This is a genomic window from Amycolatopsis thermoflava N1165 (genome assembly GCF_000473265.1).
Lineage (GTDB): Bacteria > Actinomycetota > Actinomycetes > Mycobacteriales > Pseudonocardiaceae > Amycolatopsis_E > Amycolatopsis_E thermoflava.
This window is the reverse complement of the sequence record NZ_KI421511.1, coordinates 1,575,273-1,590,923: the sequence shown is the minus strand read 5'-3', so window position 1 is coordinate 1,590,923 and position 15,651 is coordinate 1,575,273. Positions and strand designations below refer to the sequence as shown.

Below are 15,651 nucleotides of genomic sequence, written 5' to 3'. Positions count from 1 at the left end.
TCACCGTGCGTCATGGAGGGATGGTGGTCCTGGCCGCGGTCGTGCTGACCGGGCTCACCGGGTGCGCGGATCGCCCGAACGACCTGGAGACCTACTACGACAAGCCGGCGGACGGGACGACGACGCCGGTGATGACGCCGTCGGCCTCGCCGAGCGTCTCGGTCGGCCAGGCGGCGGCGAACACCCCGGTGAACCACATCGCCGAGGACGTGGCGGCGGCGGTGCTCACCAAGAGCGACCTGTCGGGGGAGGGTGTGCGGGAGGCGGCGGCCCGCGCTGCCAACGGATCCTGCTTCGACGCCGTGCCCGCCGGGGACCCGCGTGGCTCGACCTGGCTCTACAACAGCGGTTCCTCGCTGACGCAGCAGGTCACCGGCTACCTCGACCGCACCGCGGCCGAGGTGCTGGCGCAGGTCGACTGCGACGGTACGGCGCTGACGGTCACCCGCCCGGCGGGCGCGGAGGCCGCGCGCGCCTGGTGTGACGGCACCACCTGCACGTTGCTGCTGGCCGGCGGGCACGTGCTGTCCGGCCTGCAGGTCACCGCGAGCACGCAGAACCGGGCCGCGGAAGCGGTGAAGGGCCTGGCGTCGCTGGCCGCCGGGAAGCTGCCGCGGAGCTGACGCCGGGCCCGGAAAGCGCTACCCGCGGCGGAACCACTCGCGGATCGCGTGCCTGCCGTCGGGCACGAAAGGGCTTTCCGGGTCGTCTGCGAAGGCCCGCAGCTCGTCCAGGGACATCCACCGGCCGGAGACGATTTCCTCCGGCTGGTGGACGACCGGTCCGTCCCACCGGGTCTCGTAGGCGAAGTAGTGGCAGCGCAGCGGCGGCTGGTCGAACGTGAACGTGAACAGGGGTCGCAGGGGCACGCCGCGCACGCCCAGTTCCTCGGCGAGCTCCCGTTCCGCACCCTCGGCGGGGGTTTCGCCCGCGGCGACCACGCCACCCGCCCAGCAGTCGTGCAGCCCGGGGAAGACGTCCTTGTCCGGCGAGCGCCGGTGCACGTACACGCGGGAGCCGTCCCCGGAGCGCACCAGCACCAGCGTCGCGGCGTGCCAGAGCCCCTGTTCGCGCATGTCGGCGCGGCGCACCCGGCCCACGACCGCGCCCGCGGCGTCGTAGTGGGCGACCATTTCCTCAGCACTGCTCACCATCCCCGACAGCATGGCAGAACCAGGTGCTTTACCTGGTCGCAACCGGTGGCCCACTCACCGTTGCCGCCCGCGACCCGTAGGCTTGGGACATGCGGCGGATCATGGGAACCGAAGTCGAGTACGGCATCGCCGTGCCGGGCGACGCGACGGCCAACCCGGTACTGACATCGACGCAGGTCGTGCTGGCCTACGCGGCGGCGGCGGACATCCCGCGGGCGCGCCGCGCGCGGTGGGACTACGAGGTGGAGTCGCCGCTGCGCGACGCCCGTGGGTTCGACCTGGCAGGGCCCGGCGGGCCGGGGCACGACCCGGACGTGGAGGACCTCGGCGCGGCCAACGTCATCCTGACCAACGGCGCCCGGCTCTACGTCGACCACGCGCACCCGGAGTACTCGGCGCCCGAGGTGACCAACCCGCGGGACGGGGTCATCTGGGACAAGGCGGGCGAGCGGGTGATGGAGGAGGCCGCGATGCGGGCGGCCACCGTGCCCGGGCAGCCGGTGCTGCAGCTGTACAAGAACAACGTGGACGGCAAGGGCGCCAGCTACGGCACCCACGAGAACTACCTGATGGCCCGGTCGACGCCGTTCACCTCGGTGATCGCGGGGCTGACGCCGTTCTTCGTGTCGCGGCAGGTGGTCACCGGCTCGGGCCGGGTGGGCATCGGCCCGCAGGGCGAGGAGGCCGGCTTCCAGCTGTCGCAGCGCTCGGACTACATCGAGGTCGAGGTCGGCCTGGAGACGACGCTGAAGCGGGGGATCATCAACACCCGCGACGAGCCGCACGCGGACGCGGACAAGTACCGGCGGCTGCACGTCATCATCGGCGACGCGAACATGGCCGAGTACTCGACGTACCTGAAGCTGGGCACGACGGCGCTGGTGCTGGACATGATCGAGGCCGGTCAGCGGTTCGACGACCTGAAGCTGGACGAGCCGGTGCGGGCGGTGCACCAGATCAGCCACGACCCGACGCTGAAGACGAAGGTGGGGGTGGCGGGCGGCCGCAAGTACACCGGCCTCGACCTGCAGTTCGCCTACCACGAGCTGGCGGCGGCGCACCTGGAGCGCACGGGCGGGGACGCGACGTCCAAGGAGGTGCTGCGGGTCTGGGGCGAGATCCTGGACGCGCTGGCGCGGGACCCGGCGGAGTGCGCGGACCGGCTGGACTGGCCTGCGAAGCTGCGGCTGCTGGAGGGGTACCGGCAGCGGGACAACCTGGGGTGGGCCGCGCCGCGGCTGCACCTGGTGGACCTGCAGTACTCGGACGTGCGGCTGCAGAAGGGCCTGTACAACCGCCTGGTGGCGCGTGGCTCGATGAAGCGGCTGGTCACCGAGGAGGAGGTGCAGGCGGCGATCACGAATCCGCCGGAGGACACGCGCGCCTACTTCCGCGGGCGGGCGCTGGAGAAGTACGCGACGTCGATCGCGGCCGCGTCGTGGGACTCGGTGATTTTCGACGTGGGCAAGGAGTCGCTGGTCAGGATCCCGACACTGGAGCCGCTGCGGGGCACGAAGGCGCACGTCGGGCGGCTGCTGGACGAGTCGGAAACGGCCGAGGAACTGGTCGAGGCGCTGACGGGTTCCGACTGACCGCAGCGGGAAAACCACCGATTGTCGTGGTCTCTGGGTAGGCTAGGGACAAGACTCACCGGGAGGCGAGATGGCTCAGGAGAAGATCGAGAAGCACGGTGGCGGCGGCTCCGACGACGAGGTCGAGGGTGGTGCCCCGGCCGGCCAGGAACGCCGCGAGAAGCTGGGTGAGGACGTCGACACGATCCTGGACGAGATCGACGACGTGCTCGAGGAGAACGCCGAGGACTTCGTGCGCGCCTACGTGCAAAAGGGCGGCGAGTAACCGCTCACCCGCGGCCACTAGGGTGGTCGCACCGAGTAGCTTGTAGTGCCGGCTGTCGCGCTTCCGCGGGTGTTGTGCCCGCGGGAGCGCCACACTTCGTCGATGGGAACCACGAGCACGTATGGAACACACCTCGGGCCCCACGGGCTCCGCGCTGCCCGCTGCCTTCTTCTCGAGCACGACGTCGTCGTTCGCCGAGTTCCTCCGCATGCAGGCGCCTGACCTGCTGCCGGGTCGCCGGCAGCTGCCCAATTCCGGTGCGGGTGAGCTGGACGCGCCGCACGGCACCACGATCGTGGCCGTGTCGTTCTCCGGCGGTGTGCTGATCGCCGGTGACCGGCGGGCGACGTCGGGGAACCTGATCGCGTCCCGGGACATGGAGAAGGTGCACGTCACCGACGGTTATTCCGCGGTGGGCATCGCGGGCAGCGCCGGGATCGCGCTGGAGCTGGTGCGGCTCTACGCGGTCGAGCTGGCGCACTACGAGAAGATCGAGGGCGTTCCGCTGTCGCTGGACGGCAAGACGAACAAGCTCGCGACCATGGTGAAGGGCAACCTGGACGTGGCGATGGCCGGTCTGGCGGCGCTGCCGTTGTTCGTGGGCTACGACATCGAGGCCGACGACCCGAAGCGGGCCGGGCGGATCGTGTCCTACGACGTGACCGGTGGCCGGTACGAGGAGCGCGCGGGCTACCACGCGATCGGGTCGGGGTCGCTGTTCGCGAAGTCGGCGCTGAAGAAGCTGTACGACCCGGAGGCCGACGAGGAGACCGCGGTGCGCACCGCGGTGGAGTCGCTGTACGACGCGGCCGACGACGACAGCGCGACGGGCGGGCCGGACCTGGTGCGCCGGATCTTCCCGACGCTGGTGACGATCACCGCCGAGCGTGGCGCGGTGCGGCTGCCGGACGAGCAGGCCGCCGCGGTGGCGGAGGCGGTCGTCGCGGGCCGGGCCGAGCAGGCCACCCACGGCCGGACCTGATCCGCGCGGTCGCCGTAGCCGAACTTCCCTTCCTTCGAGCATTCTTGGAGCCTCACCGTGACGATGCCGCTGTACGCCTCTCCTGAGCAGTTGATGCGTGAGCGCTCGGAGCTCGCGCGCAAGGGCATCGCGCGCGGCCGGAGCGTGGTCGTGCTGAAGTACCGCAGCGGGGTGCTGTTCGTGGCGGAGAACCCGTCGACGACGCTGCACAAGATCTCCGAGATCTACGACCGGATCGGCTTCGCGGCGGTCGGCCGGTACAGCGAGTACGAGAACCTGCGGGTGGCCGGCATCCGGCACGCGGACCTGAAGGGTTACCAGTACGACCGCCGGGACGTGACGGCGCGTGCGCTGGCGAACGCGTACGCGGCGACGCTGGGCAGCATCTTCACCGAGCAGCTGAAGCCGTACGAGGTGGAGCTGTGCGTGGCGGAGGTGGGGTCGGTTCCGGAGGAGGACCAGCTGTTCCGGCTGACCTACGACGGTTCGATCTTCGACGAGCCGCGGTACGTCGTGACCGGTGGCCAGACGGAGCCGGTGGCGAACAAGCTGAAGGAGATCTACGAGGACGGCCTGGAGCTGCGGGACGCGCTGAAGGTGGCGTTGGACGCGCTGCGGGCGGTCAGCAACAACGGGGACAGCGCGCCGTTGAAGCTGGAGGTCGCGGTGCTGGACCGGGAGCGGCCGGGGCGCAAGTTCCGGCGGATCCAGGGTGCGGCGCTGGACGCGTTGCTGCCGGAGCAGCCGGCCGCCTCCGCCGGGGAGGCGGAGGAGAAGCCGGAGGACGGCGAGACGCCGCCGGCGAGCTGAGCTCGGGTGAGGGGGCCCTCGGACTTCGGTCCGGGGGCCTTTCGCGTTTCCGGACGGTGTGCGGGCCGCTGCGCCGCGCAGTGTCGCCGGGGGTGGCCCGGGGGCACGGGGGCGTCGTGAATGCGGCCCGCGGCCTCGGGTGGACCACGCTGGTCATAGCGGCTGCGCAGGCTTGGCGTGCCGGGTGCCGGGTGTGGTGCGGGCGGTGCGGGCTCGGTTTCTCCGGGTGCGGTGGCGGCGGTGCAGCCGCGGTCCGGCGTAGCGCGATGGCGGGCGGTGGGCGCGCGATGGAGCCGGTCAGGGGCGCCAGTGGGCGGGCCGGTCGAGCCCCTCGGGGAGGCGGGTCGTGCCGTCGCCCTGGGCGGCGTTCACCTGGGCCTGTGTGAGGAACAGGCTGCCGGTGAGGTCCGCGCCCGCGAGGTCGGCCCCGCGGAAGTCCGCGCCGATGAGGTCGGCCTGGCGCAGGTCGGCGCGGCGGAGGTCCGCTCCGATCAGGTAGGCGCCACGCAGGTTGGCGGCCCGCAGGTCGGCGCCGCGGAGTTTGGCGCCGATCAGGTCGGCTCCGCGGCGGTTCTTGCCGCGCTTGCCGCGGACCAGTTCGCTCGCGCGCAGCAGCAGGGCGCTCACCCGCTCGCGGTGGCCGGCGACGTCGAGCCGGACCAGGTCGGCGGGGTCGCTCCCGGCCATGCGGTCGGTCTCCTCGAGCGCGGCCCGCAGGTCGTCGTGGACGGGGTGAGCGGCGGGCAGGGCCAGGGCCTGGGTGAGGTGGAAGAGCAGCTCGTGCAGTTGCCGCATCACGGGGAAGGCGGCGAACATGGCCTCGCGGGTTTCCGGTGCCCGGCGCCAGTCGCGGCCGCCGAAGGTCTCCTGGGAGATGCGCTGCCCGGCGCCGAAGCAGTCGAAGACGGTGCAGCCGGTGAAACCCTCGTCGCGCAGGCGGGCGTGGATGCCGCAGCGGAAGTCGCCGAGCAGGTTGCGGCACGGGGTGCCCGCGTCCTTGTCCACGGCGAAGTCCGCGGAGGCGGCGAAAGGCAGCGCCACGCAGCACAGGCCGAAGCAGTTCGCGCAGTCGGCTCGCAGCGCGTTGCCGGTCACGGTTTCGGATCACCCCTGTCGCAGTCCGGAACGACTCTATCGGGTGGCCCGGACCACAACGTGGGAAACCCCTGGTGACAGCCCTGTCCTCGGTGGCTTGGCACGTGGTGCGACGATCGCCCGGCGTGTCGCCGCCCGAACGGCGCACCGCGCCGGGGCCAAAAGCGCCTAGCATTGAGAGATGCAGCGGCGGATTTTTGGCATCGAGACCGAGTTCGGCGTCACCTGCACGTTCCACGGGCAGCGCCGGCTCTCGCCCGATGAGGTGGCGCGCTACCTGTTCCGGCGGGTCGTGTCGTGGGGGCGCTCGTCCAACGTCTTCCTGTCCAACGGCTCCCGGCTCTACCTGGACGTGGGATCGCACCCCGAGTACGCGACGGCCGAGTGCGACGACCTGGTGCAGCTCGTCACGCACGACAAGGCCGGTGAGCGGATCCTCGAGGACCTGCTGGTCGACGCGGAGCGGCGGCTGGCCGACGAGGGCATCGGCGGGGACATCTTCCTGTTCAAGAACAACACCGACTCGGCGGGCAACTCCTACGGCTGTCACGAGAACTACCTGGTGACGCGCGCGGGCGAGTTCTCGCGGATCGCGGACGTGCTGCTGCCGTTCCTGGTGACCCGTCAGCTGATCTGCGGCGCGGGGAAGGTGCTGCAGACGCCGCGGGGCGCGGTGTACTGCCTGTCGCAGCGGGCCGAGCACATCTGGGAGGGCGTCTCCAGCGCCACGACCCGATCGCGGCCGATCATCAACACGCGGGACGAGCCGCACGCCGACGCGGAGCGGTACCGGCGGCTGCACGTCATCGTGGGTGACTCGAACATGGCGGAGCCGACGACGCTGCTGAAGATCGGCACGGCGAACCTGGTGCTCGAGATGATCGAGCAGGGTGTGCAGTTCCGGGACTTCACGCTGGACAACCCGATCCGGGCGATCCGGGAGATCAGCCACGACCTGACGGGGCGGCGCCCGGTGCGGCTGGCAGGTGGGCGGGAGGCCTCGGCGCTGGACATCCAGCGCGAGTACTACGGGCGCGCGGTGCAGCACGTGCAGGCCAACGACTCGGGCCCGACGGCGCAGCGGGTGGTGGAGCTGTGGGGCCGCGCGCTGGACGCGGTGGAGCAGCAGGACTTCAGCAAGATCGACACCGAGATCGACTGGGCGATCAAGCACCGGCTGGTGGAGCGGTACCGGGCGAAGCACAACCTGGACCTGTCCAGCCCGCGGGTGGCGCAGCTGGATTTGGCCTACCACGACATCCGGCGCGGGCGGGGCCTGTTCGACCTGTTGCAGCGCAAGGGTCTGGTGCGGCGGATCACCGACGACGGGGAGATCGAGCTGGCCAAGGACACGCCGCCGCAGACGACGCGGGCGAAGCTGCGGGGCGATTTCATCGCCGCCGCGCAGGCCGCCGGGCGGGACTTCACGGTCGACTGGGTGCACCTCAAGCTCAACGACCAGGCGCAGCGGACCGTGTTGTGCAAGGACCCGTTCCGCGCCGTGGACGAGCGCGTCGACCGGCTGATCAGCTCGCTGTGACCGGGTTCGAGCAGGCGTGGCGGTCCTGGCACGCCGAGCGGGAGCGGGCGCTCGCGGAGCCGCACGGGTGGCTGAGCATCACGGCGCGGCACTGGCTGACGCCCGAGCCGCAGCGGTTCGACGGAATCCCGGGCACGTGGCACGAGGACGGTGACGCCGCGGTCGTGGTGGTGGATCCGGACGAGGAGTTCGGGGTGTCCGGCACGACGCGGTTCGAGCTGGTCAACAGCGGGCCGGGCGAGATGGTCAAGGCCGGTGACCGGGTCGTCGAGGTGGCGCGGCGCAGCGGGTACCTGCTGCGGTTGCGGGATCCGGCGGCGCCGGTGCGGGCGGCGTTCCGCGGGGTGCCTGCGTACGAGCCGGATCCGGCGTGGGTGCTGCCCGGCCGGTTCGAGCCGTACGACGAGCCGCGGCCGGTGACGGTCGGGGCGGTCGTGGAAGGACTGTCGCATGTGTACTCCTCGCCCGGCGTGCTGCGGTTCGCCCACCGGGGCGAGGAGTTCGCGCTGACCGCGTTCAACGGCAAGGGCGGCGCGGCGTTCTCGGTGCTGTTCACGGACGCGACGTCGGGGGTGACGACGTACGCCGCGAACCGCAGCCTGTCGGTCGCCGGGCCGGACGCGGACGGGCGGGTGGAGCTGGACTTCAACCGGGCCGTGAACCTGCCGTGCGCGTTCATCGACCTCGCGACCTGCCCGCTGCCCCCACCGGAGAACCGGTTGCCGTTCCCGGTGGAGGCGGGCGAGCAGATCCCGTGGGAGCGCCGTTAAGGCACCGCGGCGGGTTGCTTCGGCGACTCGCTGACGCCGATCCGCTCGTGCAGGCGGCGTAGCGGTTCCGGGGCCCACCAGGCGTAGCGGCCGAGCAGCCGCATGCCCGCGGGCAGCAGGACGCCGCGCACGAGGGTCGCGTCGATGAGGATCGCCAGGCCGGTGCCGATCCCGAACATCTGGATGAAGCTCACGCCGCTGGTGCCGAAGGCGAACACGCTGACCGCGAGCAGCAGCGCGGCGGCCGAGACGATGCGCCCGGTGCGGGACAGCCCGTGCACCACCGCTTCGCGCGGGCCGAGTCCGTGGTCGTGGGCTTCCTTGATGCGGCTGACGACGAACACCTCGTAGTCCATGGACAGCCCGAACGCGATGCAGAACAACAGCATCAGCATGCTGGTGTCGAGCGGCAGCGGGGTGAAGCCGAGGAACCCGGCGGCGACGCCCTCCTGGAAGACCAGCACCATCACGCCCATCGTGGCGGACAGGCTGAGCAGGTTGAACAGCAGCGCGCGCAGCGGCTGCAGCACGCTGCCGGTGAACAGGAACAGCAGGATGAACGTGGTGACGGCGATCAGGCCGGCCGCGAGGGGGAGCCTGCTGCCGATGGCGTCCTTGCTGTCCACCAGCGCGGCCGCGTCGCCGCCGACCGCGACGTCCAGCCCGGGCGGCGCGGGCAGCGCGCGGACCTCGGCGACGACGGTTTCGGCTTCGGCGGACCGGGAGTCGGCGGTGGTGACGACGGACAGCTTCTGCGCGGTGGGCGCCGCGAGAGCGGGGTCGGCCGGGCCGTCGGCGCGTCCCTGGCTGAATCCGCCCGCGCTGGAGGACACGTGCGCCACGCCGTCCAGTTCGGACAGCCGGCCGGCATATCCGGCGATCGTGGAGGCGTCGGGTGCGCCGAGCGCGATGACCTCGATGGCGCGGCTGTCGTTGGCCGGGTAGTGCGCGCGCAGCTCGTCGCCGACGACGCGGCTGGACGCGGTGTCCGGCAGGACTCGTTCGTCGGGGGTGCCGAACTGGACGCCGAGCAGGGGAGTGGCGGCCGCGACGAGCACGACGAGCACCGGGACGGCGGCCAGCGCGGGCCGTTTCATCGCGAAGGCGGCCACCCGGCCCCAGAACGCGGACACCGTGCTCGGGGCGCGGCCGCGGGCCCAGGGCAGGCGGGCGGCGTTCACCCGCGGCCCGAGGACGGTCAGCAACGCGGGCAGCACGACCACCGCGGCGAGCATGGCGATCACGATGACGCCGATGCCGGCGTAGGCGAAGGAGCGCAGGAAGTACTGGGGGAACAGCAGCAGCGCGGCGAGCGCGACGGCGACGGTGGCGGCGCTGAAGCTGATCGTGCGCCCGGCGCTGGCCACGGTGCGGATCACGGCGGTGCGGGTGTCCGCGCCGGTGGCGAGTTCCTCCCGGAACCGGCTGACCATGAGCAGGGCGTAGTCGATGCCGAGGCCGAGCCCGAGCGCGGTGGTCAGGTTGATCGCGAACACCGACACGTCGGTCAGCGAGCCGAACACCGACAGCTCGGCGAACGTGCCCAGCACCGCGATGCCGCCGACGACCAGGGGGAGCAGGGCGGCGACGACGCCGCCGAAGACGAGGAACAGCAGGACGAGGATGATCGGCACCGCGATCATCTCGGCGACCAGCAGGTCGCGGCTGACCTGGTCGTTGATGTCGAGCCCGACGACCGCGCCGCCGCCCGCGGTGACGGTGACCGGGCCGTCCTCGCCCTGGTAGCGGTCCACGACGGCCTCGACCGCGTCGGCGGAGGTGTCGGCGGGCTGGGTGACGATCAGCGCGGAGCGGCCGTCGTCGGCGCGCAGCGGCGGGGCGCCGGTGGTCCAGTAGGAGGTGACCGACTCCAGGGCCGGATCGGCGGCGAGGCGTTCGGTCAGGGCGGCGCCCGCGGCGCGGGTGGCGGGGTCGTCGACGGTGCCGTCGCGGGCCTGGACGAGGAACAGCAGGTTGTCCTCGCCGCCGAAGTGCTGTTCGGCGAGGGCTGTGGCGCGGCTGGAGTCGGAGCCGGGGTCGTCGAACCCCTGGGACTGGAGCTTGCCGAACGCGGTCATGCCGAGGACGGCGGCGCCGGCGAGGAGGACGCCGGCGACGACGAGGACGAGCCGTGCGTGGTCGGCGGCGAACCGGCCGAGCCGAGCGAACATGGGATCCCCTCGAATGTTGACGGGCGCAAACTTGACACCCGTCAACTTGCCACCGATGTGCACGGGTGTCAACATCGGGCTGTGAGCTCCTCAGTGTCCGTTCGAACCGGCTACCACCACGGCGACCTCCGCAACGCCCTCATCCACGCCGCCGCCGAACTCGCCCAGGCCGGCGGGCCGTCGTCAGTGACCATCCGGGCGGCCGCACGGGCCGTCGGCGTCACCCCGACCGCCGCCTACCGGCACTTCGCCGGGCACGAGGAGCTGCTGGAGGCGGTCAAGACGCGGGCGATGGAACTGCTGACCGCGGCGATGAACGAGGCGCTGGACCGGCTGGACCAGGCCGACGACCCGGCCGAACGCGGGCTGAGCCGCCTGGCCGCGATCGGGCGCGGGTACTTCACGTTCGCGCTCGCCGAGCCCGGGTTGTTCCGCACCGCGTTCACCGGCGGGATCTCGCCGATGCCGCCGCTGTCCGACGTCGAGGAGTCCAACCCGTTCCGCAAGCTGGTCGACGCCGTCGACGACCTGGCCGCCGCCGGGTACCTGCCCCCGCAGCGCCGCCCGATGGCCGAGTTCGCCGCGTGGGCCTCGGTGCACGGCCTGGCGATGCTGCACCTGGACGGCCCGCTGTCGGCCACCTCGCGCGAGGCCCGCGAACTCGCGCTCGAGCGCACGATCGAGATCATCGCCGAGGGCCTCGGCGGGGTGGCGCTCCCGGACCACCTGAGAAAGACACTGAGCCGCGTAGCCCGCGGCGGTTGAGCCCGCGTAGGCCTGCCCCGGCCACATCTCCGGCGGCGGAAAACCGCGTCTCGCCGCGGTGTGGGTGGGTATCTCGTGAAGATCCCGGGCGCGCCGGGGTGGACCTCGGCGACTCGATCACCAGTGCGAGCTACTGTGGTCGGGTGTCCACCGCCCGCGCCGAGCGCCTGGTCAATCTGGTGCTCGCTCTGCTGTCGACCCGGCAGTACCTCACCGCTGACCGGATCCGCGGGATCGTGCCCGGATACGCCGACGCCGCGAGCGACGAGGCCTTCTCCCGCATGTTCGAACGGGACAAGACCGAGCTGCGTGAACTGGGGATCCCGCTGGAGACCGGCCGCAACTCGGCCTTCGACCCGGCCGACGGATACCGCATCGCCCGTCGCGACTACGAGCTCGGCGAGATCGAGCTGGCCCCGGACGAGGCAGCGGCCGTCGGGCTCGCGGTCCGGCTCTGGGACTCGCCCGAGATGACCGGGCAGGCCCAGGGCGCGCTGGTCAAGCTGCGTGCCGCCGGGGTCGACGTCGACCACACCGAGCCCCCGGTCGTGGAGTCCCGCGTCCGCGCCGAGCCCGCCTTCACCCCGCTGGTCGCCGCCGTGCAGGCCCGCCAGGCCGTCCAGTTCTCCTACCGCCGCTCCGGCTCGGCGGAACGCCTCACCCGCACCCTCGAACCGTGGGGCGTGGTGTCCTGGCGCGCCCGCTGGTACGTCGTGGGCCACGACCGCGACCGCGGCGCGCCGCGGTGCTTCCGGCTCTCCCGCATCGTCGGCGACGTGCGCGCCGTCGGCCGCCCGGGGGAGGTCCAGCGCCCGGACAACGTCAACCTGCTGGAACTGATCGCGGGCACCGGCGACCCCGACCCCTCGCCCGTCACCACCGCCAAGCTGTGGATCGCCGACCAGCGCGCCGCCGGCGTGCGCCGCCGGGCCCGCCTCACCGGGCGGCTCACCGTCGACGGCGTCGAAGGCGACCTCGCCGAGATCGACCTGTACTTCCCGGAGAGCGCCGCCGACTGGATCGCCGGGCACGGGCCGGACGTGCTGGTGCTCGAACCGGACGTGCTGGCCAAAGCGGTGCGCGGCCGTCTGGAGTCCGTGCTCCACCACGAGGTGCGCCGATGAGCGGCTCCACCGACCGGATGCCCCGGCTCCTCGCGCTCGTGCCCTACCTGCTCGCCCGCCCGGGCATCCGCATCGAGGACGCGGCCCGCGACTTCGGCGTCACCGCCCGCCAGCTGCGGCGCGACCTGGAGCTGCTGTGGATGTGCGGGCTGCCCGGCTACGGCCCTGGCGACCTGATCGACCTGTCCTTCGAGGGCGACACCGTGACGGTCACCTTCGACGCGGGCATGAACCGGCCGCTGCGCCTGACCGGCGGGGAGGCCACCGCGCTGCTGGTCGCGCTGCGCGCGGTCGCCGAGACCCCCGGCGTGGTCGACACCGACGCGGTGCACCGCGCCATCGCCAAGATCGAGGCCGCCGCCGGGCAGGCCCAGCCCTCCGGCGTCGTGGTCGGGCTCGCCGTGCGGGAGGGTGAGAAGACCGCCGCCACCCGCCGCGTCGTGCAGAACGCGCTGCGCGCCGGGCGGGCACTGCGGATCCGCTACTACACCGCCTCCCGGGACCAGATCACCGAGCGCACCGTCGACCCGATGCGGCTGCTGATCGTGCAGGCCGTCGGATACCTGGAGGCCTGGTGCCGTCGCGCCGAGGGCGTCCGGCTGTTCCGGCTGGACCGCATCGACGAGGTCGAGGTCCTCGACGAGCGCGCCGCGCCACCCCCGACCGCGCGGCCCACCGACATCTCCGACGGCGTGTTCCGTGCCCGGCCCGGCCAGCCGGAGGCGCAGCTGGTGCTGGAGCCGGACGCGCGCTGGGTCGCCGAGTACTACCCGTGCGAGGAGCTGGCCGAGCTCGACGGCGGGCGGCTGCGGGTGCGCATGCGCTACGGCGACGAGTCGTGGATGGTGCGGCTGGTGCTCGGACTGGGCGGTGACGCGCGCGTGGAAAGCCCGCCCGAGCTGGCCGAAGCCGTCCGTAGCCGGGCCGCCGCCGCGCTGGAAAGGGCACGTCACCTCCCGGCCACCTTGGGCCAGTAGGGTGACGCCGTGTCGTACCTGCCGAGCATTCTGCTCGCCGCCGTGGGCCTCCTGGCTCTGATTCTTGTCCTGATCCGGACATTCGGGGTCTTGCGCCGCTTCCGCAAGGCATCGAGCATGGTTACGGCGAGTGTCACCGACCGCACCGGGCTGTTGAAGGCCCGGACGGCCGGTCTGCGCGTCGCGCTCGAGCAACGGCGGCGTCCCGCCCCTGAGCAAGTAGAGTTGGTCACTAGCAAGGAAGGAGGCCACTGATGCTGAACGGGTTGCAGCCGTGGCACTTGATCATCCTGGTGCTCGTCGTGGTCCTGCTGTTCGGCGCGAAGCGCCTGCCGGATGCCGCACGGTCCATCGGCAAGTCCATGAAGATCTTCAAGGCCGAGACCAAGGACCTCCGTGAGGACGGCAAGGCCGAGGAGCCCGAGAAGAAGCAGATCGCGGCCTCCGAGACGACGCCTTCCGCGGCCGACGACCAGGTCGCGCAGCTGCAGAAGCAGCTCGACGAGCTGAAGCGGCAGCAGGCGGCGGACAAGGCCGACCAGGCTCACAAGCACGCCAGCTGAGGCGAGGACGGAGCCTGTCGTGGCGGACTCCGCCCCCAAGAGCCGGAGGGACCGGCGGCGCAAGCGCAGCCGCCGGCTCAACCCCGACGGCACGATGACGCTCATCGAGCACATCTACGAGTTCCGGCGCCGCCTGGGCTGGGCCCTGCTCGCCGTGCTCGCCGGCGGGATCTTCGGCTTCATCTGGTTCAACACCAGGATGGGTCCGGTCCCGTCGCTCGGGTCGATCATCAACGACCCGTACTGTGCCATCCCGGCCGACCGGCGGCTCGGCAGCACCGAGGGCTGCTACCTGCTGCAGACGGTGCCGTTCGAGGCGTTCATGATCCAGCTGAAGGTCGGTCTCGCCGGGGGCGCGGTGCTGACCTCCCCGCTGTGGCTGTACCAGCTGTGGGCGTTCATCGCCCCCGGCCTGTACACCAAGGAGCGCAAGTACGCGCTCACCTTCGTCGGCTGCGCGAGCGTGCTGTTCGCCGGTGGCGCCGTCCTGGCCTACCTGCTCATCCCGCACGCCCTGCAGCTGCTGATGGGCTTCGGCAGCGACTTCTTCATCACCGGCCTCACCGGCGACAAGTACATCTCGTTCGTGCTGTCGCTGCTGATCATCTTCGGGGTCAGCTTCGAGCTGCCGCTGCTGCTGGTGATGCTGAACTTCGTGGGCGTGCTCAAGTACGCCCAGCTGAAGAAGTGGCGCCGGGGGATCATCTTCCTGGTGTTCGTCTTCGCCGCGTTCGCCACGCCCGGGTCGGACCCGTTCTCGATGCTGGCGCTGGCCGGCGCGCTGACCGTGCTCGCCGAGCTGGCCATCCAGATCGCGCGGGTGCACGACAAGCGCAAGTACCGCGGCAGCGAGAGCGAGGAGTGGGCCGGCCTGTCCGACGACGAGGCCGCGCCGTTCGACTACACCCCGAGCAGCATCGACGAACCCCCCGCGAAGCCCAAGACCGAGGACGTGACCTAGCCGGTCCACCTCGCCCATGGGTATCCGTGCGGCCCTGGCCGTCCACCCCGACACCGGCCGCGGTGCGGCGGCCAGGATCGCCGGCACCGTGGCCGCTCGTCTGCGTGCCGGGGTGGATCGGCTGGAGCTGCTCGGCACCGCGGCCCCGGACAGCCTCCCGGACGGGCTCGACGCGCTGGTCGTCCTCGGCGGCGACGGGGCCGTGCACCACGCCGTCCAGTACTGCGCCGCCACCGGCACCCCGCTCGGGATCATCCCCGCCGGCACCGGCAACGACCTCGCCCGCGGGCTCGGCATCCCCCTCGACCCGCTCCAGGCCGCCGACGCCGTCGTGACCGCCCTGCGCGAACGCCGCCACCGCGCCGTCGACCTCGGCCACCTCGACGGCACCTGGTTCGCCACCGTCCTGTGCACCGGCTTCGACGCCGCCGTCAACGCCCGCGCCGCCCGCCTGCGCTGGCCGTCCGGGCCGCGCCGCTACGACGTCGCCGTGCTCGCCGAACTCGCCGCGTTCCGGGCCCGCCCGGTCACCCTCACCACCGACGGTGCACGCCACCACCTCGACGCCACCCTCGTCGCCGTCGGCAACACCCCCTACTATGGCGCCGGCATGCGGATCTGCCCGCACGCCGACCCCGCCGACGGGCTCTTCGACATCACCGTCGTCGGCCACGCCACGCGCGCCGACCTGCTGCGGATCATGCCCGGCCTGCGCCACGGCCGACACCTGCGCCACCCCGCGGTGCGCACCCTGCGCGCCCGCGAGGTGCGGATCGAGGCCACCGGCTGGCCCCTCTGCGCCGACGGCGAGATGCTCCCCGGCGGCGCGGTCACCGCCCGCTGCGCCCGCGGCGCGCTCACCATCCTGGGCTGACACCCACC

At 72.2% G+C, this 15,651-nt stretch carries 17 protein-coding genes; 14 read left to right on the top strand and 3 right to left on the bottom strand.

The genetic code is table 11. The features are described from left to right. Positions 1–20 precede the first annotated feature (20 nt). The gene (locus AMYTH_RS0107980; protein WP_027929864.1) at positions 21–623 is read left to right on the top strand and encodes a hypothetical protein; all 603 of its coding nucleotides are present in this window, start codon (positions 21–23) and stop codon (positions 621–623) included. An 18-nt stretch (positions 624–641) separates the two neighbouring features. On the opposite strand, the gene AMYTH_RS0107975 is transcribed toward AMYTH_RS0107980, so the two are convergent. Then, positions 642–1,154: an NUDIX hydrolase gene (locus tag AMYTH_RS0107975; RefSeq protein ID WP_037323500.1), complete on the bottom strand. Its 513-nt coding sequence runs from the start codon at positions 1,152–1,154 to the stop codon at positions 642–644. An 89-nt stretch (positions 1,155–1,243) separates the two neighbouring features. Here AMYTH_RS0107975 and dop point away from each other — a divergent pair, with 89 nt between their 5' ends. The 4 genes from dop (at position 1,244) to prcA (ending at position 4,803) form a co-directional block, all read left to right on the top strand. Continuing rightward, complete coding sequence (dop, locus tag AMYTH_RS0107970; protein ID WP_027929862.1) at positions 1,244–2,746, top strand: depupylase/deamidase Dop; 1,503 nt, start codon at positions 1,244–1,246, stop codon at positions 2,744–2,746. A gap of 70 nt (positions 2,747–2,816) precedes the next feature. Further along, entirely contained in the window at positions 2,817–3,011 is a 195-nt protein-coding gene (locus AMYTH_RS0107965; protein WP_017982463.1) for a ubiquitin-like protein Pup, read from the top strand. 121 nt (positions 3,012–3,132) lie between these two features. Then, positions 3,133–3,993 carry a proteasome subunit beta gene (gene prcB / locus AMYTH_RS0107960; RefSeq protein WP_017982462.1) on the top strand — a complete coding sequence of 287 codons (861 nt, stop codon included), beginning with the start codon at positions 3,133–3,135 and terminating at the stop codon, positions 3,991–3,993. 57 nt (positions 3,994–4,050) lie between these two features. Continuing rightward, complete coding sequence (gene prcA, locus AMYTH_RS0107955; protein WP_027929861.1) at positions 4,051–4,803, top strand: proteasome subunit alpha; 753 nt, start codon at positions 4,051–4,053, stop codon at positions 4,801–4,803. 297 nt (positions 4,804–5,100) lie between these two features. Here prcA and AMYTH_RS0107950 read toward each other — a convergent pair whose 3' ends face one another. Beyond that, entirely contained in the window at positions 5,101–5,898 is a 798-nt protein-coding gene (locus AMYTH_RS0107950; protein ID WP_027929860.1) for a pentapeptide repeat-containing protein, read from the bottom strand. Between the two features lie 181 nt (positions 5,899–6,079). On the opposite strand from AMYTH_RS0107950, the gene pafA reads away from it, so the two are divergent. Then, a complete protein-coding gene (gene pafA, locus AMYTH_RS0107945) occupies positions 6,080–7,438 on the top strand; it encodes a Pup--protein ligase (RefSeq protein ID WP_020417824.1) in 1,359 nt (452 codons plus the stop codon). Next, positions 7,435–8,208 carry a DUF1684 domain-containing protein gene (locus tag AMYTH_RS0107940; RefSeq protein ID WP_027929859.1) on the top strand — a complete coding sequence of 258 codons (774 nt, stop codon included), beginning with the start codon at positions 7,435–7,437 and terminating at the stop codon, positions 8,206–8,208. Before pafA ends, AMYTH_RS0107940 begins: the two co-directional genes overlap by 4 nt. On the opposite strand, the gene AMYTH_RS0107935 is transcribed toward AMYTH_RS0107940, so the two are convergent. Further along, a complete protein-coding gene (locus AMYTH_RS0107935; protein WP_027929858.1) occupies positions 8,205–10,379 on the bottom strand; it encodes an MMPL family transporter in 2,175 nt (724 codons plus the stop codon). The genes AMYTH_RS0107940 and AMYTH_RS0107935 overlap by 4 nt on opposite strands. A gap of 81 nt (positions 10,380–10,460) precedes the next feature. On the opposite strand from AMYTH_RS0107935, the gene AMYTH_RS0107930 reads away from it, so the two are divergent. The 7 genes from AMYTH_RS0107930 to AMYTH_RS0107900 all read left to right on the top strand — a co-directional run bounded on the left by AMYTH_RS0107930 (position 10,461) and on the right by AMYTH_RS0107900 (position 15,643). Next, complete coding sequence (locus tag AMYTH_RS0107930; RefSeq protein WP_027929857.1) at positions 10,461–11,144, top strand: TetR/AcrR family transcriptional regulator; 684 nt, start codon at positions 10,461–10,463, stop codon at positions 11,142–11,144. A gap of 143 nt (positions 11,145–11,287) precedes the next feature. After that, positions 11,288–12,268, top strand: a complete 981-nt coding sequence (locus AMYTH_RS0107925) for a helix-turn-helix transcriptional regulator (RefSeq protein ID WP_027929856.1) — start codon at positions 11,288–11,290, stop codon at positions 12,266–12,268. After that, entirely contained in the window at positions 12,265–13,245 is a 981-nt protein-coding gene (locus AMYTH_RS0107920; protein ID WP_020417829.1) for a helix-turn-helix transcriptional regulator, read from the top strand. Before AMYTH_RS0107925 ends, AMYTH_RS0107920 begins: the two co-directional genes overlap by 4 nt. Positions 13,246–13,254: 9 nt before the next feature. Next, positions 13,255–13,500, top strand: a complete 246-nt coding sequence (locus tag AMYTH_RS0107915; protein WP_027929855.1) for a bacteriophage holin — start codon at positions 13,255–13,257, stop codon at positions 13,498–13,500. Continuing rightward, positions 13,500–13,808 (top strand): Sec-independent protein translocase subunit TatA, encoded by a 309-nt coding sequence (gene tatA / locus AMYTH_RS0107910; RefSeq protein ID WP_027929854.1) that lies wholly within the window; start codon positions 13,500–13,502, stop codon positions 13,806–13,808. The genes AMYTH_RS0107915 and tatA overlap by 1 nt, the downstream gene beginning before the upstream one ends. Before the next feature lie 19 nt (positions 13,809–13,827). Beyond that, positions 13,828–14,769 carry a twin-arginine translocase subunit TatC gene (gene tatC / locus AMYTH_RS0107905; RefSeq protein WP_027929853.1) on the top strand — a complete coding sequence of 314 codons (942 nt, stop codon included), beginning with the start codon at positions 13,828–13,830 and terminating at the stop codon, positions 14,767–14,769. A 16-nt stretch (positions 14,770–14,785) separates the two neighbouring features. Beyond that, the gene (locus tag AMYTH_RS0107900; RefSeq protein WP_027929852.1) at positions 14,786–15,643 is read left to right on the top strand and encodes a diacylglycerol/lipid kinase family protein; all 858 of its coding nucleotides are present in this window, start codon (positions 14,786–14,788) and stop codon (positions 15,641–15,643) included. Positions 15,644–15,651: the final 8 nt, after the last annotated feature.